Here is a 21,192-nt window from a genome sequence, read left to right as displayed (position 1 = left end):
CAGGACTAGGCGGCCAGCAGCGAGAAGATCGCCGGCCGCTTTTGCAGGGCAATCCGCTCCGGCCGCCAGGCCGACAGCGGCAGCGTGACGATGGTTTCGGTGGGCAGCGTCAGGTCGACGGCCACCGATACCATCGTGGTGCCGGCGCAATGCTGGCGCAGCGCTTCCAGCAGCGCGGCGTTGCGGTAGGGGGTCTCGATGAAGACCTGCGTCTGGCGCGCCTTGCGCGAATGCGCTTCCAATTCCCGTAGCTTGCGCGCGCGCTCGTCAGCGTCCACGGGCAGGTAGCCGTTGAACGCGAAGCTCTGGCCATTCAGGCCGGAACCCATCACCGCCAGCAGGATCGAGCTCGGCCCCACCAGCGGCCGCACCGTCACGCCGCGCGCGTGGGCCAGTCGGACGAGGTCCGCACCGGGGTCGGCCACGGCCGGCACGCCGGCTTCGGAAAGCAGCCCGCCATCGCGGCCCCCGGCGATGGGGTCCAGCAGCGCGGCCAAGGCCTCGGCGCGCGTGTTCACGTTCAGCTCACGGATCTCGATCTGCTGGATCGGCCGCGCCAGCGGGCTGGTTTCGCCCAGTTTCTTCAGGAAAGCGCGCGCCGTCTTGGCGTTCTCTGCCACCAGGTAGTCGAGCCGCGCGGCAATCTGCTGCACGCCGGCGGGGATGACATCGGGCAGCGGATCGAACTCGTCGCGCTTGCCGAGCGTGTTGGGAATCAGGAACAGGGTACCGGCCATCGTTCAGGCTCCGAAAAACGGGTAGCCGGCGGCACGCAGCATGCCGGTCAGCGCGATCAGCGGCAGGCCGATCAGCGCCGTGGGGTCGTCCGATTCCACGCGCGCGAGCAGGGCGATGCCCAGACCCTCGGCCTTGGCGCTGCCCGCGCAGTCATAGGGGGTTTCCAGGCGCAGGTAGGCGTCTAGTTCGGCATCGGACAGGTCACGGAAGGTCGCCCGGGTCTGTACATCGGCCAACTGGGCCTCGCCGGTGCGGCTGTCGAGCAGGCAGAGTGCCGAATGAAATGTGACGGTTCGTCCGCGCATTTGCTGCAACTGGGCCAGCGCCTTCTCATGGCTGCCGGGTTTGCCGATCTGGGCGCCGTCGAGCGTGCAGACCTGATCCGAGCCGATGACCAGTGCGCCGGGGTGGCGCGCGGCAATCGCCTCAGCCTTGCGGCGCGAGAGGCGCAGGGCCGTGGCCTCGGGGGCCTCCCCGGCCAGCGGGGTTTCGTCGATGTCCGGTACAGCCACGTCGAACGGGATGCGCAGCCGCGCGAGCAACTCGCGCCGGTACGGAGAACTCGACCCGAGGATCAGGGGCGGGCGGATAGCGGAGGACGACATATATATAGAGGTAGCGTCGGAGGGAGAGGGGACGTTAGTTAGTCAGTTGTATACTTTGACCGAGTCCCGTTTTTCAGCTTATAATCGCGCGTTTAGCCACACAGGCACATTCGTGCCCGGCCGTGATCGGAAGCCATCGCGGCAGGCGTATCCGCCCTCGATGGCGTGGATCGTCCCAGGTGTGGCAAACAAGGCATTTTTCCAGCGATTCAGCGTACATGAGTCAGCCGACCCAGCCAGCGGCGTCCGCCGTGGCATTCGATCTGCGCGAAACCGATCTGTTCGCCTTCTGCCGCAAGGGTGGCAGCGTGGCGGGCGACGTGGCGACGCGCGATTTGCCGCGCATCTTAGCCGAGACGGCCGAGGATGCGCCAGCATCGGCACCGGACGAGACGTTTCACTACACGCTCACCGGCTTCATGCGCGAGGAAGCGGTGGAGGCTGGCGCGGTGGTGTCGCAGCGGCTGTTCGTCGACGTCACCGTGCAAGGGCGGGTCTGGCTCGATTGCCAGCGCTGCCTGCAGGTCTACCCGGAGCCGATCGACACGTCGATGCGCTTCGAGGTCATGGCCAGCGAAGAAGCGGCGGATTCGGCACCCATGGATGATGACGACATCGACGTGATCGTCGGGTCGAAGAAGTTTTCGCCGCTGGAACTGGTGGAAGACGAGGTGCTGCTGGCGTTGCCGTCGGCACCCAAGCATATGGTCTGTCCCGCCGTGCACGAGTCGCTCGTGACCGGCGCGGACGGTGAGGTGGAGCCTGAGGCTCCGCCCGAAGAGGAAAAGCGGCCATCGCCCTTTGCGGCGCTGGCCGGCCTGAAGACGAAGCACTGACGCCGCAACAGAGCGGCCGGCGCACCCGTCCTCGGGTAGCAGGTCAAGCATCCGGCCGGGCCCCGGCTACGCCTCGCGCAGGATGCGTGTGTTAATATCGCAAAATTCTCGAAGGAGTCATCATGGCTGTTCAACAGAACAAGAAGTCGCCGTCCAAGCGCGGCATGCATCGTTCGCATGACCATCTGTCGGTCGCACCCCTGGCCGTTGAGCCGACCACGGGCGAGACCCACCTGCGTCACCACGTGAGCCCGAACGGCTACTACCGTGGCCGCAAGGTCATCAAGACCAAGAACGACTGACCAGGTTGTCTGGCGTGACCCTGTGTCTCGCTCGCGCACGTTGTCAGGTGTAAAACAGGAAAGCGGCAAGCTCGTTGCCGCTTTTTTGTTGGGCGCTCGGCGCCCACCCGGCAGCGTATCCGCGCGTCCGGCTGGTTGCGTCCCCGCGAACCGAGGCGGCGGATGCCGGTGCGCATTCCGTATCTGGAAACAATGACGATCAAGCTCGCTATCGACTGCATGGGCGGCGATCACGGTGTATCCGTGACCGTGCCGGCGGCGATCAGTTTTCTTTCCCGTCACGATGACGCCGAGATGATCCTCGTCGGCTTGCCCGATGCCATCGGCGCGCAGCTCAGGAAGCTGCATGCGGCCGATCATCCGCGCGTCACCGTGGTGGCGGCAACCGAGGTCATCACGATGGATGACCCGGTGGAAGTGGCGCTGCGCAAGAAGAAGGACTCTTCGATGCGCGTGGCGGCCACGCAGGTCAAGGAAGGCCGCGCCGACGCGCTCATCTCCGCCGGCAACACCGGCGCGCTGATGGCTGTGTCGCGCTATGTGCTGAAGACGCTCGAGGGCATCGAGCGGCCGGCCATCGCCACTACCATTCCCAATGAGCAGGGCTGGGGCACCACGGTGCTCGACCTGGGTGCCAACGCCGACTGCGAACCCGGGCACCTGCTCCAGTTCGCCCGCATGGCCGAGGCCATGGTGTCCGTGGTGGATCACAAGGATCACCCCACGGTGGGCCTGCTCAATATCGGCGAGGAAGTGATCAAGGGCAACGAGGTGGTCAAGGCCGCCGGCGAGCTGCTGCGCGCTTCCGAGCTGAATTTCTACGGTAACGTGGAAGGCAACGACATCTTCAAGGGCACGACGGACATCGTGGTCTGCGACGGCTTCGTCGGCAATGTGGCGCTCAAGAGTACCGAGGGCCTGGCCAAGATGATTGGCGGCATGATCAAGGAGGAGTTCACGCGCTCCTGGTTCACCAAGCTGCTGGCCGCCGTGGCCATGCCCGTGCTGTCGCGCCTGGCGCGCCGGCTGGACCCCGCGCGCTACAACGGCGCCTCGCTGCTGGGCCTGCGCGGACTGGTGATCAAGAGTCACGGTTCCGCCGACGCCCACTCTTTTGAATGGGCGATCAAACGCGGGTATGATGCGGCCAGAAACGGCGTAATCGAACGTATAGCAAGGGTCTTCGCCAACAAGTCCGGCGCCACGGCGCCCGCGACGGGCGGCCCGGAGACCGACGCACCGGACCCACATCCCGATACCCATGCCGCCTGAGGCCTCAAGCCCTCTGAACCCCCTGAGTGCAGGGGCCGTGGCGGCTGCCGCAGGCGGCCCGGGTGAGCATCACGATCCGACAGACATGACCAAGTTCGCAAAAATCATCGGTACCGGGAGCTACCTGCCCCCGCGGCGTGTCACCAATCACGAGCTGGCGGCGCAGCTGGCCGAGCGTGGCATCGAAACGAGCGACGAGTGGATCGTCTCGCGCAGCGGCATTTCGGCGCGGCACTGGGCCGAGCCGGACGTCACCGCCAGTGACCTGGCCGTGCAAGCGGCCGAGCAGGCGATCGAGGCGGCCGGGATCGAGCGCCAGGACATCGACCTGATCATCGTGGCCACCTCCACGCCGGACTTCGTGTTCCCGAGCACCGCCTGCCTGGTGCAGCAGAAGCTCGGCATCACGAACCATTGTGCGGCTTTCGACATGCAGGCCGTGTGCTCGGGCTTCGTCTACGCGCTCTCCACGGCGGACAAGTTCATCCGCAGCGGCTCGCACAAGAACGTGCTGGTGATCGGCACCGAAGTGTTCTCCCGCATCCTCGATTTCAACGACCGCACCACCTGCGTGCTGTTCGGTGATGGCGCCGGCGCCGTGGTGGTGACTGCCTCGGACGAGCCGGGCATCCTGTCGTCGGCCATGCATGCCGATGGCAGCCACGCGGACATCCTCTGCGTGCCGGGCAATGTGTCGGGCGGTGCCATCACCGGCAACGCCTTCCTGCACATGGACGGCCAGGCGGTGTTCAAGCTGGCCGTGAACGTGCTGGACAAGGTGGCGCGCGAGGCGATGGCCGCAGCCGAGGTGCAGGCGGACGAAATCGACTGGCTGGTGCCGCACCAGGCCAATATCCGCATCATGCAGGGCACGGCGCGCAAGCTGGGCCTGCCGGCCGAGCGGATGGTCGCCACGGTGCACGAGCATGGCAATACTTCGGCGGCGTCGATCCCGCTGGCGCTCGACGTGGCCGTGCGCGACGGCCGTATCCGCCCGGGTCAGACCGTGATGCTGGAAGGCGTTGGCGGCGGCTTCACCTGGGGCGCGGTGCTGCTGCGCATGTAAGATGCGGTCCGGCGCGGCGTGCCTGAAAGGGCGCGTGCGCCCGGACACGCTCGTCTGAATCGTTAAGACTGGATTCCCGATGAAATTCGCATTCGTTTTCCCTGGCCAGGGCTCGCAATCGGTCGGCATGCTCAACGCGTTTGCCGACAACCCGGTGGTCCGCGCCACGCTGGAGGAAGCTTCCGCCGCGCTGGGGCAGGACATCGGCCGCCTGATCGCGGAAGGTCCGGCGGAAGAACTGAACCTCACGACCAACACCCAGCCGGTGATGCTGACTGCCGCCGTGGCCGTGTACCGCGCCTGGCTGGACGCCGGCGGCCCGGCCCCGGCCCTGGTGGCCGGCCACAGCCTGGGCGAGTACTCGGCGCTGGTGGCCGCGGGCGTGATTCCGTTTGCTGACGCTGTGCCGCTGGTGCGCTTCCGCGCACAGGCGATGCAGGAAGCCGTGCCGGTGGGCGAGGGCGGCATGGCCGCCATCCTGGGCCTGTCCGATGACGACGTGCGCGCGGCTTGCGCCGAGGCGTCCGCTGCCGGCGTGGTCGAGGCCGTCAATTTCAACGCCCCCTCGCAGGTGGTGATTGCCGGCCACAAGGCTGCCGTGGAAAAGGCCTGCGAGATCGCCAAGGCCAAGGGCGCCAAGCGCGCGCTGCCGCTGCCGGTGTCGGCGCCGTTCCATTCGTCGCTGCTGAAGCCGGCTTCGGACCGCCTCAAGGAGCGCATGGCTGGGCTGGCGTTCTCGGCGCCGTCGATCCCGGTCATCAACAACGTGGACGTGGCCATCGCCAACGACCCGGCCCAGATCAAGGACGCCCTGGTGCGCCAGGCCGCCGCCCCGGTACGCTGGGTGGAGTGCGTGCAGAAAATGGCCGCCGAAGGCGTGACCCATGTGATCGAATGCGGTCCGGGCAAGGTGCTGGCCGGCATGACCAAGCGCATCGACGGCAATCTCGTCGGCGGCGCGATCTTCGACCCCGCATCGCTGCAAGACACGCTGGCGCTGCTGAAGTAAGCCAAGGAACATCGCAACATGAGCAAGACTCTGGAAAATCAGGTCGCCCTGGTGACGGGTGCGTCGCGCGGCATTGGCCGGGCCATCGCGCTGGAACTGGCGCGTCAGGGCGCCACCGTGATCGGCACCGCCACGAGCGAGTCCGGCGCGGCCGCCATCGGCGAATACCTGAAGGCCGAGGGCCTGCAGGGCCATGGCGTGGTGCTGAACGTGAACGATGCCGCGCGCTGCGAAGCCGTGATCGAGGAGATCGTGAAGGCCCACGGCGGTCTGGCCGTGCTGGTGAACAACGCCGGCATCACCCAGGACCAGTTGGCCATGCGCATGAAGGACGATGACTGGACGAGCGTCATCGACACGAACCTGACGGCGGTGTTCCGCCTGTCGCGCGCCGTGCTGCGCCCGATGATGAAGGCCCGTACCGGCCGCATCATCAACATCACTTCGGTGGTGGGCTCCACGGGCAACCCGGGCCAGATGAACTACGCGGCGGCCAAGGCCGGCGTGGAGGGCATGGCCCGCGCGCTGGCGCGCGAGATTGGCAGCCGCAACGTTACTGTGAACTGCGTGGCGCCGGGCTTCATCGACACCGACATGACCAAGGTCCTGTCGGACGAGCAGCATGCGGCGCTGAAGACCCAGATCCCGCTGGGCCGACTCGGCCAGCCGGAAGACATCGCGCATGCGGTGGCGTTCCTGGCCGGCCCGCAGGCCGCCTACATCACGGGCACAACGCTGCACGTGAACGGCGGCATGTACATGAATTGATTGCATTACCCGACGTACATTTCGGCGAAGAAGCCGAAAGATGGCGGGCGAAGCAGTTGTTTTTCAAACCGAACGGGCGCGATTCTTGCAATAGATGGCAGGCGGATTTTTTGTGGTCCAAACCTGCTAAAATGCGCCCACTTTTTGTCGAACTTCCCTGGAGGGTTACATGGACAATATCGAACAACGCGTCAAGAAAATCGTGGCTGAACAGCTTGGCGTGGCCGAGGCAGACATCAAGAACGAATCGTCGTTCGTGAACGATCTCGGTGCGGACTCGCTGGACACGGTTGAACTCGTGATGGCGTTGGAAGATGAATTCGGCATGGAAATTCCTGATGAGGAAGCCGAAAAGATCACGACCGTGCAACAGGCCATCGACTACGCCACCGCGCACGTCAAGGCCTAAGCCGTCGTCTTCGCATTCCGAGCCACAGAAGGCACAAGGGTGGGGCCGTCATGGTCCTGTCCGGTTGTTTTCTGTGGCTTTCGTCTGTTCGAAGAAGCAGAATCGGAATGATCTCAAACCGTATTACGCGCCGCATGCAATGACTAACGGCCGGATCGGCGAGATCCTGAATCAATCCAATTCCGCTTCACGCACTCGTAGGAAATCATAGTGAGCCGTCGTCGCGTCGTCGTCACTGGGCTTGGCCTTGTGTCTCCGGTCGGAAACACGGTTGCCGAAGGCTGGGCCAACCTGGTTGCCGGCAAGTCCGGCATTGCCACCGTCACCAAATTCGATCACTCCCCGTTCGCCGTCCATTTTGCCGGTGAAGTGAAGGGTTTCAACGTCGAGGAATATGTTCCGGCGAAGGAAGCCCCCCGTATGGATACGTTTATCCATTTCGGTATCGCGGCGGGTACCCAGGCGCTGAAGGATAGCGGCCTGGAAGTGACCGAGGAGAACGCCGAGCGCATCGGCGTGCTGGTTGGCTCCGGCATCGGCGGCCTGCCGATGATCGAAGCTACGCAGATGGAGCTGGCCAATCGCGGCCCGCGCCGGATTTCGCCGTTCTTCGTTCCGGGCTCGATCATCAACATGATCTCGGGCCATCTGTCGATCTATCACGGCCTGAAGGGCCCGAACCTCGCGGCCGTGACGGCCTGCACGACCGGCCTGCACAGCATCGGCCTGGCCGCCCGCCTGATCCAGGCCGGCGATGCCGACGCGATGCTGGCCGGCGGCGCCGAGTCGACGGTTTCGCCGCTGGGCATTGGCGGCTTTGCCGCAGCCCGCGCGTTGTCCACCCGCAACGACGATCCGGCCACAGCCTCGCGTCCGTGGGACAAGGACCGCGACGGCTTCGTGCTGGGCGAGGGTGCCGGCGTGATGATGCTCGAGGAGTATGAGTCGGCCAAGGCACGCGGCGCCAAGATCTATGCGGAGCTGATTGGCTTCGGCATGAGTGGCGACGCGTTCCACATGACCGCCCCGAACACCGACGGCCCGCGCCGCTGCATGGTGGCTGCGCTGAAAAACGCCGGCGTCAATGCCGACGAAGTGCAGTATCTGAACGCGCACGGCACGTCCACGCCACTGGGCGACAAGAACGAGTCCGACGCCGTGAAGCTGGCCTTTGGCGAGCACGCCTACAAGATGGTGGTCAATTCGACAAAGTCGATGACCGGTCACCTTTTGGGCGGCGCTGGCGGTCTCGAGTCGGTCTTCACCGTGCTGGCGATCCACAACCAGGTTTCGCCGCCGACGATCAACATCTTCAACCAGGATCCGGAATGCGACCTGGATTACGTAGCGAATACTGCACGTGAGATGAAGATCGACGTGGCCGTGAAGAACAACTTCGGTTTTGGCGGCACCAACGGCACGCTTGTCTTCCGCCGCATCTGACCGCGACGGGTATCACGGGGCTCGCCACGGCGAGCCCCGATTCATTTCGGCATGCGGAACCAAACATGCGGACGGGCGGTCACAGAATGCGCTTCGCGACACCCGGTGGGTCCCGATTCGTAGGTAAAATACAACGTTTGTCGTGACGACAAAACCAAGAGATACACTGCAGGTGAACCATTCGTGAGCGAACGCGAAGCCGATCAGCTTCTAGTTGAACGCGTCCAGCAGGGCGACAAACGAGCCTTTGAGTTGCTGGTGGCCAAGTACCACCGCAAGATCATCCGGCTCATTTCACGCCTTGTCCGCGATCCCGCCGAAGTGGAGGATGTGGCGCAGGATGCCTTTATCAAGGCGTACCGCGCGCTTCCCCAGTTCCGGGGCGAATCCGCCTTCTACACGTGGCTGTACCGCATCGCCGTCAACACCGCCAAGAACTATCTGGCCACGCAGGGCCGCCGCCCGGAGGCGTCCAGTGATATTGACGCCGAAGAGGCTGAAACTTTTGCAGACGGCGAGCAACTAAGGGATATCAATACGCCGGAGTCCATGCTCCACACGCGTCAGGTGGCCGAGACGGTCAACCGCGCAATGGAGGCGCTGCCGGAGGAATTGCGTACCGCCATCACCCTGCGCGAGATCGAGGGCCTCAGCTACGAGGAAATCGCCGAAGCCATGGGTTGCCCGATCGGGACCGTGCGGTCACGGATCTTCCGCGCCCGCGAGGCGATCGCCGACAAGTTGCGCCCCCTGCTGGGAACAGCCGAGGGCAAGCGGTGGTAGGGATAGCAAGTTGAAGAATGTCGTGCAGCCAGCGTTGCAGCCAATTCCTGCATCGATAAACGACAAGCAGCAGTACGGGATTTATCGGTGTTCAATGGAATTTCTTGGGGTGGGAAATGGGTCAGGCTCATAAGCAGTCGGTTCATGTAGTGGAAGCATCGGAGCAAATCTCCGTTTTGATGGATGGCGAGCTGGCGCCGAACGAAGTGGACGCCGTGCTGGGCCTCGCGAAGAGCGACGCCGGCATGACGGACTGGAACGTCTACCAGCTGATCGGTGACACGCTGCGTTCGGAAGAGTTGACGCACGCTGGTTCGACCGAAGCGTTTCTCTCCCGATTCTCCGCGCGCCTGGAAGTCGAGCCCCATGTGCTCGTGCCCGCCGTGGCTGCAGCCGGCCGCCAACGCCTGCTGGTACGCCCGTCGTGGGTGCGCCGCGTGATGCCCGGCACGGCCATCGCCGCCGCCGTGGCGGCCGTGAGCTGGGTTGTGGTGCCGCAGATGCGTGGTCCGGGTGATATCGGTACGCCCGATGCCGTCGTGGCCCGCGTCGAGCAGTCCGCCACGCCGGCCAAGGCTGGTTCGATCGTGACCGTGGCCGCTGACAGCGCCCAGATGATTCGCGATCCGCGCCTTGATGAATACCTGCGTGCCCATCGCACGTCGGTGGCGACCGAAGCCTTTGTGCCGACCATGCGCACGGTGGCGAATGGCGCAAACTTCTCACAGGAAAATTCGCAGGAATAATGCCGGACATGCATAAAGGAATGTCGCCCGCCAACGTAGCGGGCGTACACGGAAGGAAGGGCCTGCGCAGGTCCTTTTTTCTGGCCTTGTGTCTGACCGCTGCCGCCGCAACGGCGCAGCCGTCTGACAATACGCTGAACCGACGCGACGCCACGGCGTGGCTCAACAAGATCCACCGTGCCGCCCAGCGCGAGAACTACGTCGGCACGCTGATCTATCAGCGGGGCAGCGTCATGCATGCGTCGCGGATCCAGCATTACAGCGATCTCGTCCACAACGAGTACGAACGCCTGGAAACGCTCGACGGCAAGCCGCGCGAGGTGCTGCGCCAGAACGACGTCGTGCACAGCCTGATTCCAGAAGCCAAGCTCGTGGTCGTGGAGAAGCAGGAGGCGAAGGACCGCTTCCCGGCGCTGCTGGCGACCAACAAGAGCGATGTGCTCGAGCTGTACGACATGCGCAAGCTGCCCGCCGAGCGCGTGGCGGGCGTCGAGTGCGAGGTGTTCTCGCTTGAGCCCCACGATGCGGCGCGCTACGCAGTGCGCCTGTGGGCCGACAAGGGCTCGGGTCTGCTGATGCGCGCGCAGACCATCGGCGAGGGCGGCAAGGTGCTCGAACAGGTGGCGTTCTCGCAGGTCGACATCGGCGTGCCGTCGGACAAGCAACGCATCCTGTCCGCCATCAAGAGTTCGCAGTCATGGAGCCGCTACGAAGTCACCTATCAGCCGGCCAACGTGGCCGACGAAGGGTGGATCATCGGTTCGCCGCTCAAGGGCTTCCAGAAGATCCGCGAAGTGCGCCGCCCGCTGGGCGAGTTGCGCCCGCCGGCACAGGGCAGCAAGCCGGGGCAGGTCTTCGAGGTGCTCCAGATCGTCTACAGCGACGGTCTGACCGGGTTGTCGATCTTTATCGAACCCGTATCGGAACAACGGGCGCGCCGTGAAGGCGTGGCTTCGCTCGGCGCCACGCAGGTCGTGGTGCGCCGCGTGGCTGACTACTGGATCACGGTGGTGGGCGAGGTGCCCGCCGCCACGGTCAGGCAGTTCGCCGCCGGCGTGGAGTACCGCCCGCCCAAGACGGTACACTGAGCGCATGGGCGCGCTGGCGCCGGGGCAGCGAACCCCGGTGCTGGCCGCTTGGTGCGGGCCAGTCGCGCTTGAAGTTCCGCCTTGCGGGGTCGATCGACTCCGACGTCCGGCAAGGCATCCGTTTCTCGCTGATCTCCCGGGAGTTGTCGATGATTTCCAAATCCCCAGCCCTGGTGCGAACCATGGTCATGGCTGCCATGCTCGTGCTGGGTCCGGCTGTTGCCCAGATGGGGCATGCCCAGGCGGCTGCCTCGAACTACAACCTGCCTGACTTCACCGATCTGGTGGAGAAGGCCAGCCCGGCCGTCGTCAACATTCGTACCACCGAGCGCATCCGCTCGCGTGGCGGCAACTCACCTGAAGACGACGAGATGGCCGAATTCTTCCGCCGCTTCTTTGGCGTGCCGATGCCGGGCGCGCCGGGTGGTCCCACCCCGCCGCGCCGTGGCCAGCCGCCGCAGGGCGAGGAACAGAGCCGTGGCGTGGGGTCTGGCTTTATCATCAGCCAGGATGGCTACGTGATGACCAACGCTCACGTGGTGGCGGACGCCGAGACCATCTACGTGACCCTGCCCGACAAGCGCGAGTTCAAGGCCAAGCTGATCGGCTCCGATCGCCGCACCGACGTGGCGCTGATCAAGGTGGAAGCGAGCAACCTGCCGCGCCTGCCGCTTGGCGATTCGGACAAGATTCGTCCGGGCGAGTGGGTGCTGGCCATTGGCTCGCCGTTCGGGCTCGACAATAGCGTGACTGCGGGCATCGTCTCGGCCAAGGGCCGCGATACGGGTGACTACCTGCCGTTCATCCAGACCGACGTGGCCGTGAATCCCGGTAACTCGGGCGGGCCGCTGATCAACCTGCGCGGCGAGGTGATCGGTATCAATTCGCAGATCTACAGCCGTAGCGGTGGCTACATGGGCATCTCGTTCGCGATTCCGATCGACGAGGCGATGCGCGTGTCCGAGCAGCTCAAGGCATCCGGCAAGGTGACCCGTGGCCGGATCGCCGTGGCCATCGGCGACGTGACCAAGGAAGTGGCGGACTCGCTCGGCCTGGGCCGTGCGCGTGGCGCGCTGGTTGGCAGCGTGGAACCGGGCGGACCGGCCGAGAAGGCCGGCATCGAGGCGGGCGACATCATCCTGAAGTTCAACGGCCGCGACATCGAGAAGGCGTCGGACCTGCCGCGGATGGTTGGCGATACCAAGCCGGGCACCCGCGTGCCGCTGCAGGTGTGGCGCAAGGGGCAGACGCGTGACGTTTCCGTGACCGTGACCGAACTCGAGCCGGACAACGCCCGCGCCGTGGCGCGCCGGGGCGACAAGCGGGGCGGCAGCGCGGACGAAGCCGCGCCAGCCGCCAAGCCGAACGCGCTGGGGCTGATCGTCACAGACATTGCCGAGACCAAGCTCAAGGAACTGAAGGTCAAGTCCGGCGTGGAGGTGGAGGCGGCAGACGGCCCCGCGGCACGTGCCGGCATCCGTCCGGGCGACATCATCCTGCGTCTGGGCGACGCTGACGTGACCAACGCGCGGCAGTTCAACGACATGGTGAAGGCGCTGGACAAGAACAAGATGGCGGCCGTGTTCGTGCGCCGTGGCGACGCCACCCAGGTGCTGACGCTGCGTCCGAGTCAGGCCCGGTAAGACGGTCCGGGCGATCCCCGGACCCCCAGCCTCCATCGCGCCGGCCTCGATGTCCGGCGCGATGTGTTTCCGGGGTGCGCGATGCGCCACTCCCGGGCGCAGGCGCGGAAAGTGCCGGTCACGGTTCCGACACCATTTACCGCGCCGGAAGTCATTGAAAATCCGGTAAAATCGCGGATTGGCGCACGCATTGCGCCCCACCATTTTTAAGCTCCCGCGCCCCCGTCCCACCTGGCGCGCTGGCGCCTCCCTGAACGCTAGATGGACCACATTCGTAATTTCTCGATCATTGCCCACATCGACCATGGGAAATCGACCCTGGCCGACCGAATCATTCAGCGGTGTGGCGGGCTGTCCGATCGCGAGATGGAAGCGCAGGTGCTCGACTCGATGGACATCGAGAAGGAGCGCGGCATCACCATCAAGGCCCAGACCGCTGCGCTGAGCTACAAGGCGCGCGACGGCCAGGTCTACAACCTGAACCTGATCGACACCCCGGGGCACGTGGACTTCAGCTACGAAGTCAGCCGCTCGCTGTCCGCCTGCGAAGGCGCGCTGCTGGTGGTGGATGCCTCGCAGGGCGTGGAAGCCCAGACCGTGGCCAACTGCTACACGGCCATCGAACTGGGCGTGGAAGTGGTGCCCGTGCTCAACAAGATCGACCTGCCGCAGGCGGACCCCGCCAACGCGATCCAGGAAATTGAGGACGTGATCGGCATCGATGCCCACGACGCCACGCCGTGCTCGGCCAAGACCGGCCAGGGCGTGGAAGACGTGATCGAGGCGATGATCGCCAAGGTGCCGCCGCCCAAAGGCGACCCCACGGCCCCGCTGCAGGCGCTGATCATTGACTCCTGGTTCGATAATTACGTCGGCGTGGTCATGCTGGTGCGTGTAGTCAACGGCACGCTGCGCCCGAAGGACAAGGTGCTGCTGATGGCCACGGGCGCGCAGCACCTGGTGGAGCAGGTGGGCGTGTTCTCGCCGAAGTCGCTGCCGCGCGAGTCGCTCTCGGCAGGCCAGGTGGGCTTCGTGATCGCGGGTATCAAGGAACTGAAGGCGGCCAAGGTGGGCGACACCATCACCACCATGGCGCGCAAGGCGGCCGAGCCGCTGCCGGGCTTCAAGGAAGTCAAGCCGCAGGTGTTCGCCGGCCTGTATCCGGTGGAAGCGAACCAGTACGAGGCGCTGCGCGAATCGCTCGAGAAACTGCGCCTGAACGACGCCTCGCTGCAATACGAGCCGGAAGTGTCCCAGGCGCTGGGCTTCGGTTTCCGCTGCGGCTTCCTGGGCCTGCTGCACATGGAAATCGTGCAGGAGCGCCTTGAGCGCGAGTTCGACATGGATCTGATCACCACCGCGCCAACGGTGGTCTATCAGGTGCAGATGCGCGACGGCACGGTGCTGACCGTGGAAAACCCGGCCAAGATGCCCGATCCGAGCCGGATCGAGGCGATCCTGGAGCCGATCGTCACGGTGAACCTGTACATGCCGCAGGACTATGTCGGCTCCGTGATCACGCTCTGCACGCAGAAGCGCGGCTCGCAGATCAACATGAGCTACCACGGCAAGCAGGTGCAGCTGACCTACGAGATCCCGATGGCCGAGATCGTGATGGACTTCTTCGATCGGCTGAAGTCGGTGTCGCGCGGCTATGCGTCGATGGATTACGAGTTCAAGGAATATCGCCCGTCGGACGTGGTGAAGGTGGACATCCTCATCAACAGCGACAAGGTCGATGCGCTGTCCGTGATTGTGCACCGCTCGAATTCGCAATATCGCGGGCGCGAGGTGGCGGCCAAGATGCGCGAGATCATCCCGCGCCAGATGTACGACGTGGCCATCCAGGCGGCGATCGGGGCGAACATCATTGCGCGCGAGAACGTGAAGGCGCTGCGCAAGAACGTGCTGGCCAAGTGCTACGGCGGCGATATCTCGCGCAAGAAGAAGCTGCTGGAGAAGCAGAAGGCGGGCAAGAAGCGCATGAAGCAGGTGGGCACCGTGGAGATCCCGCAGGAGGCATTCCTGGCGATCCTGCAGGTGGACGACAAGTAAGCCGCAGGCCAGCGCCAAGTCCGCTGGCCGGGTGACAGGACGATCTTCTAAAAAATCAACGCCAAGCCGTCATGAATTTTGCACTGATCCTTTTTGTGCTGGTGGTCATTACGGGCATTGCCTGGGTTGCCGACAAGCTGGTCTTCGAGCGCCAGCGCCGCAGCGTGGCGCACCTTGCCCTGGCCGAATTCGACGCGCGCCGCGGCGACATGCAGGCGGTGCACGGGAGTACCGAGCTGGACGCCTCGCGCGCCCGGCTGGCCGAGGAAAAGCTGCGCCAGCCGTGGTGGCTCGAGTACTCGGCGAGCTTCTTCCCGGTCATTCTGGCGGTGTTCGTGCTCCGTTCGTTCGTGGTGGAGCCGTTCAAGATCCCGTCCGGCTCGATGATCCCGACGCTGCTGATTGGCGATTTCATCCTCGTCAATAAATACGACTACGGCATCCGCCTGCCGGTGCTGAACAAGAAGGTCCTCGACGTTGGCACGCCGCAGCGCGGCGACGTGATGGTGTTTCGCTACCCGAAGGACGAGTCGCTCGACTACATCAAGCGCGTGGTGGGCGTACCCGGCGACGTGGTGCGCTACGAGAACAAGAAGCTGACCGTGAACGGCAAGCCGGCCGAGTACTCCGCCTTGCCCGACTACCTCGACGAAGAGCGGCTGGCCTACTCGAAGCATTTCACCGAGACGCTTCCGGGCGGCGTGGCGCATGGCATCCTGAACGATGCCGACCGTCCGGCGTTCGTGGCGGGCGCCGACCCTGATTTCCCGTTCCGCGAGAACTGCACTTACAATCAGCAGGGGCTGACGTGTAAAGTGCCGGAAGGGCACTATTTCGTCATGGGCGACAACCGTGACAACAGCCTGGATTCACGTTACTGGGGCTTCGTCCCGGACAAGAACGTCGTAGGCAAGGCGTTCGTGATCTGGATGAACCTGGGCAATTTTGGGCGCGTGGGGTCGTTCAAGTAACGGTCGGACGCCTCGCGCAGCGCAAATACACTCAAAAAACGAGGGAAGCGCAAAATGGGTCAGAAGTTGGGTTTTTCGGGGAAGAGGGGAAATATCCGCGTAGATGTGCTTAAAGGATCACGTGGATTCTCATTGGGGTCGTTGCTGATCGTCATCATCATCGTGATTGCGGTGGTGCTGCCGGCAGTGAAGGCGATTCCCAGCATGATCGAGTACTTCTCGGTCAAGCGGGCGGTGAACTACGCGAAGGATCGGTCGGTCAACCGCAAGGATGTGGCGGCCAACTTCGACAAGCAGGCCCAGATCGACCGCATCGAGGCGCTCAAGGGTGACGATCTCGACGTGATCGAGGACGAAGCCGGCAGGATACGCAGCATTGGTTTTTCGTACCGGACCGAGATTCCCGTCTATGGTCCGCTGAGTCTATTGATTACCTATTCGGGAACGCAGTAACGACATGATCCTCGACGCCTTGCAGCAACGTCTCGGCTACCGATTCAGCAAGCCCGAATTGCTGCAGCAGGCGCTCACCCATCGCAGCCATAGCGCCCAGCACAACGAGCGCCTGGAATTCCTGGGCGACTCGGTGCTGAACTGCGCCGTGGCCGACATGCTCTACGGCATGTTTGGCAAGCTCGATGAGGGCGATCTTTCCCGCGTGCGCGCCAACCTGGTCAAGCAGCAGGCGCTGTATGAGATCGCCCAGATGCTCCAGCTTTCCGACGTCCTGCGCCTGGGCGAGGGCGAGCTGAAGAGCGGCGGCTTCCGCCGTCCGTCGATCCTGGCGGACGCGCTGGAGGCCATTGTCGGGGCGGTGTTCCTCGATGCCGGCTTCGATGCCGCGCGGGCGCTGATCCGCAAGCTGTATATCCCAATTCTGGAGCAGGTGGACCCCCGCACGCTGGGCAAGGACGCCAAGACGCTGCTCCAGGAGTATCTGCAGGGCCACAAGATTGCCCTGCCGCAGTACAACGTCATCGCCACACACGGTGCCGCACACAGCCAGCAGTTTGAAGTCGAATGCACCGTGCCTAAACTGGAGGTGCGCGTGTTCGGCACCGGCGCCTCGCGCCGTGCGGCCGAGCAGGCGGCGGCCAAGCTCGCGCTGGATGAGGTGCAGAAGCTCGTGCCCCAGCTGCTCAAGCGCAGCCGGGCCGAGCGCACGGGCAAGACCCGCAAGCAGCCGGTGCCGCCGGATCCCCAGTTGTCTCTCAGGTTGAAGGAATGACCGAATCTACCCCTCCGCAGCAGGACGCCCAGGCACCCTCGGATGCCGCGGCGTTCCGCTGCGGCACGGTGGCCATTGTTGGCCGCCCCAACGTGGGCAAGTCCACGTTGATGAATGCACTTGTCGGCCAGAAGGTCAGCATCACGTCCCGCAAGGCGCAGACCACGCGCCACCGCATCGTCGGTATCCAGACCACCGATGACGCGCAGTTCGTTTTCGTCGATACGCCAGGCTTCCAGACCCGCCACGCCAGCGCGCTGAACCGCTCGCTGAACCGCGCGGTCACGTCCACGCTGTCTACGGTGGATCTGGTGCTGTTCGTCGTGGAAGCCGGCTATTTCGGTGCCGATGACGAAAAGGTGCTGTCGCTGCTGCCGAAAAACGTGCCGGTGCTGCTGGTCACCAACAAGCTGGATCGCCTGGGCGAGAACCGCGCCGAGGTGATGATGCCGTTCCTGGAAAAGATGGGGCAGCTGTTCCCGTTCCGGGAAGTGGTGCCGATGTCGGCGAAGACGCATGATCACATCACGCGGCTGCTGGCCATCATCCGCCCGTACCTGCTCGAAGGCGAGCCGATGTACGACGCCGACGCGATGACCGACCGCAGCGAGCGCTTCCTGGCCTCGGAAATCATCCGCGAGAAGGTCTTCCGCTGGACTGGCGACGAACTGCCGTACACGAGCACCGTGATCATCGACAAGTTCGAGACCGAAGGCCGGCTGCGCCGCGTGTTCGCGACGATCCTGGTCGAGCGCGACGCGCACAAGGCCATGATCATCGGCAACAAGGGCGCCAAGCTCAAACAGATCTCCACCGAGGCGCGCCTCGACATGGAGAAGTTGTTCGACGGCAAGGTCTACCTGGAGATGTGGATCAAGGTCAAGAGCGGCTGGGCCGACAACGAAGCCGGACTGCGGGCCTACGGCTACGAGTGAGCAAGATGCCTGACGCGCCCCGAGCCGCGCCCAGGCGCGCGCGGAGCGCCGATCCCATCGCCGAGGAAGCCGCCGAACTGCTGGAAGTGCAGGGCGGCACCGGGCTGTCCCCGGCCGTGGCCGCCGGCCGCGAGATGATGGACCGGGCCATGCGGATCGTGCCCGCGCGCACCGAGTTGCGCGTGACCAACGAGTCCGGGTTCGTGCTCCACGCCTATCCCTATCGTGAGACTAGTCTTATTCTGGACGTCTTCACGCGAGACCACGGTCGCATGGCCATGGTGGCGAAGGGCGCCAAGCGGCCGCATTCGGCGCTGCGCTCGGTGCTTCAGCACTTCCACCCCATTTCGCTCTCCTGGACTGGCCGCGGCGAGGTCAAGACGCTGACCAAGGCCGAATACATGGGCGGCATGCTGCCACTGGCCGGTGATGCGCTGCTGTCGGGCTTCTATCTCAACGAATTGCTATTGCGCTTCTGCCCGCGCGAGGACGCGCATCCGGCACTGTTCAAACACTACATGATCACGCTGACGCGGCTCGCGCATGGTGAGTCCGCCAGTCTGGTGCTGCGCAGCTTCGAGCGTGTGCTGCTACAGGAGACTGGGTTCGCGGTGGCGTTCGACCAGTGCGTGAGCACCGGGGAGCCAGTGCAACCAGGCCTCGACTACGTGTATCACCCGGAACGGGGCGTGCGCCGCGCGCAGCCGAGCGATCCGTCGAGTTGGCCCGTGGTGTCCGGCCAGACCTTGCTGGACATGGGGCGGGACGATTATGGCCGCGCCCAGACCGCCACACAAAGCCGCGCCCTGATGCGTTTCCTGCTGCATTATTATCTGCAGGGTGCGCCGCTGAAAACGCGGCAAATCCTGATCGACCTGCAATTTCTGTAAAGCCATGATTTTTCACGCGAATCCCGGCGTCATCGACCTTGGCGTCAACATCGACCACGTGGCCACGCTGCGAAATGCGCGCGGCACTGCCTACCCGGACCCGATCGAGGCCGCCCTCCAGGCGGAAATCGCCGGCGCAGACGTGATTACGCTGCACCTGCGCGAGGATCGCCGCCATATCCGCGATGCGGACGTGCGCGCGCTGCGCCCGAAGCTCGCCACCCGGATGAATCTGGAATGCGCAATCACGCGCGAAATGCTCGACATCGCCTGCGAAATCCGTCCGCAGGACGTCTGCCTCGTGCCTGAGAAGCGTGAGGAAGTGACCACCGAAGGCGGTCTCGACGTGGCCGGGCATTTCGAGCAGGTCAGCGCAGCCTGCCGGCAGTTGGCCGATGCGGGTATCCGCGTCTCGCTGTTCATCGATGCCGATCCGGACCAGATTGCGGCCGCTGCCGCGTGCAAGGCGCCGGTTATCGAAATCCATACCGGCCGCTACGCCGACGCCCATACGCCTGAGGAGCAGGCGGCGGAATTCCGCCGTGTGGCTGAGGGTGTGGACGCAGGTATCCGCCATGGCCTCGTCGTCAATGCTGGCCACGGCCTGCATTACACCAATGTGCAACAGATTGCGGCACTGCCCGGTATCAAGGAGCTGAACATCGGCCATGCGATCGTCGCGCATGCAGTGTTCGTCGGTTGGCAGAACGCGGTGCGCGAGATGAAGGCCATCATGGTGGCCGCGCGTCTGGGCACTCGTTATCCCGTGCCGGGGCAGGCGGCGTGATCTACGGCATCGGCACTGACATCATCCAGATCGATCGCGTGCAGGGCGTGATGGAGCGCACGCGCGGCCGATTTGCCGAGAAGGTGCTCGGTCCGCGCGAACTGAAGATCTACCATGCGCGCAAGGCGCGCTCGGAGAAGCGCGGGCTGGCCTTCCTGGCCACGCGGTTCGCGGCCAAGGAGGCGTTCTCGAAGGCTATCGGCCTGGGCATGCGCTGGCCGATGACGTGGCGCGCCATGGAACTGCTGAACCTGCCGTCGGGCGAGCCCACGCCGCAATGCACTGGCGAGCTGGCCGAATGGGTGCGGGAACGCGGGCTGACCATCCGGGTCAGTGTCAGTGACGAACACGAGTACGCGGTGGCCTTCGCCATCGCGGAGCGGGGCGGCCAGCCGGCCGGCAACGCATCCTGAACCTACGCAGCCTGAACTCAAGATATTCCTATGAACAAGAAAGTTTCCGGCAAGCGTCCGGGCCCGGTGGTGCTCGACGTGGTTGGCAAGCAGCTCGATGCCGAGGACATGCGTCGTATCGCCCATCCGCTGACGGGCGGCGTGATCCTGTTCGCGCGGAATTTCGAGTCGCGCGCCCAACTGACCGCGCTGACGCGGGCGATTCGCGCTGTGCGCGAAGACGTGCTGATCTGCATCGACCATGAAGGTGGCCGCGTACAGCGGGCCAAGACCGATGGCTTCACGCATCTGCCAGCGATGGCAAGACTCGGCGAATTGTGGGATCGCGATGTGATGACGGCCACCAAGGTCGCCATTGCGTGCGGCTACGTGCTGGCGGCCGAACTGCGCGCGTGCGACATCGACCTGAGCTTCACGCCGGTGCTCGATCTCGACCATGGCCGCAGCGCCGTGATCGGTGACCGCGCGTTTCACGCCGATCCGCGGGTGGTAACGATGCTGGCCAACCATCTCACGCACGGCCTGCTGCTGGCCGGCATGAGCAACTGCGGCAAGCATTTCCCGGGTCATGGCTTCGTCGAGGCCGATTCGCACGTGGCCGTGCCAGTCGATGAGCGCGGACTTGACGAGATTCTGGCCCACGACGCGCGGCCGTATGACTGGATGGGCAACGCGCTGGCATCCGTCATGCCGGCGCACGTGATCTATCCGAAGGTGGACCCGAACCCTGCCGGCTTCTCGCCGTTCTGGCTCCAGGATGTGCTGCGTACGCGACTCGGCTTCGAGGGCGTGATCTTCAGCGACGACCTGAGCATGGAGGGCGCGAGCGTGGCCGGCACGGTGACCCAGGGCGCACGGGCCGCGCTCGGTGCGGGATGTGACATGGTGCTGATCTGCAACCATCCCGAGCGCGCCGACCAACTCCTCAAGGAGCTGGACGAGGCCGATCTGAAGAGCGACAAGGCGTCGCAACGTCGTATCCGCAAGCTGTTTGGTCGCAAGCGTCCGCTGGACTGGAACAAACTGCAACAGGATGCCGACTATCGTGCCGCACTGCGCCTGCTGCGCGAGCATGAGCTGATCGCCTGACGCGTAGGCGTCGGCGGGCAAATACAAAAAGGGCAGCCGTGAACTGACCCCCTAAAGTTGGACGGGTAAGTTAGGCCGCGGCCAAGGGCTGGGTCCTGTATTGCACAGGACTCAGC

The 21,192-nt window shown here is 64.6% G+C and carries 23 protein-coding genes; 21 read left to right on the top strand and 2 right to left on the bottom strand.

Annotated elements, in window-relative coordinates:
• Positions 1-5 precede the first annotated feature (5 nt).
• The gene (locus tag SB751_RS22570; protein WP_144199344.1) at positions 6-737 is read right to left on the bottom strand and encodes an SAM-dependent methyltransferase; all 732 of its coding nucleotides are present in this window, start codon (positions 735-737) and stop codon (positions 6-8) included.
• Between the two features lie 3 nt (positions 738-740).
• On the bottom strand, positions 741-1,343 hold the full coding sequence (locus SB751_RS22565; RefSeq protein ID WP_144199342.1) for a Maf-like protein: 603 nt from the start codon (positions 1,341-1,343) through the stop codon (positions 741-743).
• A gap of 218 nt (positions 1,344-1,561) precedes the next feature.
• Here SB751_RS22565 and SB751_RS22560 point away from each other — a divergent pair, with 218 nt between their 5' ends.
• The 21 genes from SB751_RS22560 to nagZ all read left to right on the top strand — a co-directional run bounded on the left by SB751_RS22560 (position 1,562) and on the right by nagZ (position 21,076).
• Positions 1,562-2,179 (top strand): YceD family protein, encoded by a 618-nt coding sequence (locus SB751_RS22560; protein WP_144199340.1) that lies wholly within the window; start codon positions 1,562-1,564, stop codon positions 2,177-2,179.
• 122 nt (positions 2,180-2,301) lie between these two features.
• Complete coding sequence (rpmF, locus tag SB751_RS22555) at positions 2,302-2,481, top strand: 50S ribosomal protein L32 (RefSeq protein ID WP_008644820.1); 180 nt, start codon at positions 2,302-2,304, stop codon at positions 2,479-2,481.
• 192 nt (positions 2,482-2,673) lie between these two features.
• On the top strand, positions 2,674-3,753 hold the full coding sequence (plsX, locus tag SB751_RS22550; protein WP_144199338.1) for a phosphate acyltransferase PlsX: 1,080 nt from the start codon (positions 2,674-2,676) through the stop codon (positions 3,751-3,753).
• Between the two features lie 85 nt (positions 3,754-3,838).
• Positions 3,839-4,819 (top strand): beta-ketoacyl-ACP synthase III, encoded by a 981-nt coding sequence (locus SB751_RS22545; RefSeq protein WP_144199336.1) that lies wholly within the window; start codon positions 3,839-3,841, stop codon positions 4,817-4,819.
• Positions 4,820-4,898: 79 nt separating this feature from the next.
• Positions 4,899-5,828 carry an ACP S-malonyltransferase gene (gene fabD / locus SB751_RS22540; RefSeq protein ID WP_211943942.1) on the top strand — a complete coding sequence of 310 codons (930 nt, stop codon included), beginning with the start codon at positions 4,899-4,901 and terminating at the stop codon, positions 5,826-5,828.
• An 18-nt stretch (positions 5,829-5,846) separates the two neighbouring features.
• Positions 5,847-6,596, top strand: coding sequence for a 3-oxoacyl-ACP reductase FabG (gene fabG, locus SB751_RS22535; protein ID WP_144199332.1), 750 nt, complete (start codon positions 5,847-5,849; stop codon positions 6,594-6,596).
• 169 nt (positions 6,597-6,765) lie between these two features.
• Positions 6,766-7,005, top strand: coding sequence for an acyl carrier protein (gene acpP / locus SB751_RS22530; RefSeq protein WP_008644813.1), 240 nt, complete (start codon positions 6,766-6,768; stop codon positions 7,003-7,005).
• A 210-nt stretch (positions 7,006-7,215) separates the two neighbouring features.
• Positions 7,216-8,448 carry a beta-ketoacyl-ACP synthase II gene (gene fabF, locus SB751_RS22525; protein WP_144199330.1) on the top strand — a complete coding sequence of 411 codons (1,233 nt, stop codon included), beginning with the start codon at positions 7,216-7,218 and terminating at the stop codon, positions 8,446-8,448.
• A 183-nt stretch (positions 8,449-8,631) separates the two neighbouring features.
• Entirely contained in the window at positions 8,632-9,231 is a 600-nt protein-coding gene (rpoE, locus tag SB751_RS22520; protein ID WP_092290028.1) for an RNA polymerase sigma factor RpoE, read from the top strand.
• A gap of 116 nt (positions 9,232-9,347) precedes the next feature.
• Complete coding sequence (locus SB751_RS22515; protein WP_144199708.1) at positions 9,348-9,977, top strand: sigma-E factor negative regulatory protein; 630 nt, start codon at positions 9,348-9,350, stop codon at positions 9,975-9,977.
• An 8-nt stretch (positions 9,978-9,985) separates the two neighbouring features.
• Positions 9,986-11,065, top strand: a complete 1,080-nt coding sequence (locus SB751_RS22510) for a MucB/RseB C-terminal domain-containing protein (RefSeq protein ID WP_144199328.1) — start codon at positions 9,986-9,988, stop codon at positions 11,063-11,065.
• A 149-nt stretch (positions 11,066-11,214) separates the two neighbouring features.
• On the top strand, positions 11,215-12,708 hold the full coding sequence (locus tag SB751_RS22505) for a DegQ family serine endoprotease (RefSeq protein ID WP_144199326.1): 1,494 nt from the start codon (positions 11,215-11,217) through the stop codon (positions 12,706-12,708).
• A 261-nt stretch (positions 12,709-12,969) separates the two neighbouring features.
• Complete coding sequence (gene lepA, locus SB751_RS22500) at positions 12,970-14,763, top strand: translation elongation factor 4 (protein ID WP_144199324.1); 1,794 nt, start codon at positions 12,970-12,972, stop codon at positions 14,761-14,763.
• 71 nt (positions 14,764-14,834) lie between these two features.
• On the top strand, positions 14,835-15,734 hold the full coding sequence (gene lepB / locus SB751_RS22495; RefSeq protein ID WP_211943943.1) for a signal peptidase I: 900 nt from the start codon (positions 14,835-14,837) through the stop codon (positions 15,732-15,734).
• Positions 15,735-15,788: 54 nt separating this feature from the next.
• On the top strand, positions 15,789-16,187 hold the full coding sequence (locus tag SB751_RS22490) for a DUF4845 domain-containing protein (protein ID WP_211943944.1): 399 nt from the start codon (positions 15,789-15,791) through the stop codon (positions 16,185-16,187).
• Positions 16,188-16,191: 4 nt separating this feature from the next.
• On the top strand, positions 16,192-16,962 hold the full coding sequence (rnc, locus tag SB751_RS22485; protein ID WP_144199318.1) for a ribonuclease III: 771 nt from the start codon (positions 16,192-16,194) through the stop codon (positions 16,960-16,962).
• A complete protein-coding gene (gene era, locus SB751_RS22480; protein ID WP_144199316.1) occupies positions 16,959-17,897 on the top strand; it encodes a GTPase Era in 939 nt (312 codons plus the stop codon). The genes rnc and era overlap by 4 nt, the downstream gene beginning before the upstream one ends.
• 5 nt (positions 17,898-17,902) lie before the next feature.
• On the top strand, positions 17,903-18,787 hold the full coding sequence (gene recO, locus SB751_RS22475; RefSeq protein ID WP_211943945.1) for a DNA repair protein RecO: 885 nt from the start codon (positions 17,903-17,905) through the stop codon (positions 18,785-18,787).
• Between the two features lie 4 nt (positions 18,788-18,791).
• Entirely contained in the window at positions 18,792-19,574 is a 783-nt protein-coding gene (pdxJ, locus tag SB751_RS22470; protein ID WP_144199312.1) for a pyridoxine 5'-phosphate synthase, read from the top strand.
• Positions 19,571-19,987 (top strand): holo-ACP synthase, encoded by a 417-nt coding sequence (acpS, locus tag SB751_RS22465; protein WP_144199310.1) that lies wholly within the window; start codon positions 19,571-19,573, stop codon positions 19,985-19,987. The genes pdxJ and acpS overlap by 4 nt, the downstream gene beginning before the upstream one ends.
• Positions 19,988-20,017: 30 nt before the next feature.
• Entirely contained in the window at positions 20,018-21,076 is a 1,059-nt protein-coding gene (gene nagZ / locus SB751_RS22460; protein ID WP_144199308.1) for a beta-N-acetylhexosaminidase, read from the top strand.
• Positions 21,077-21,192: the final 116 nt, after the last annotated feature.

It is taken from the genome of Cupriavidus sp. SIMBA_020 (assembly GCF_046535395.1).
Lineage (GTDB): Bacteria > Pseudomonadota > Gammaproteobacteria > Burkholderiales > Burkholderiaceae > Cupriavidus > Cupriavidus campinensis.
Note: the sequence above shows the minus strand (reverse complement) of the source record. Positions and strands in the feature narration are given on the sequence as shown.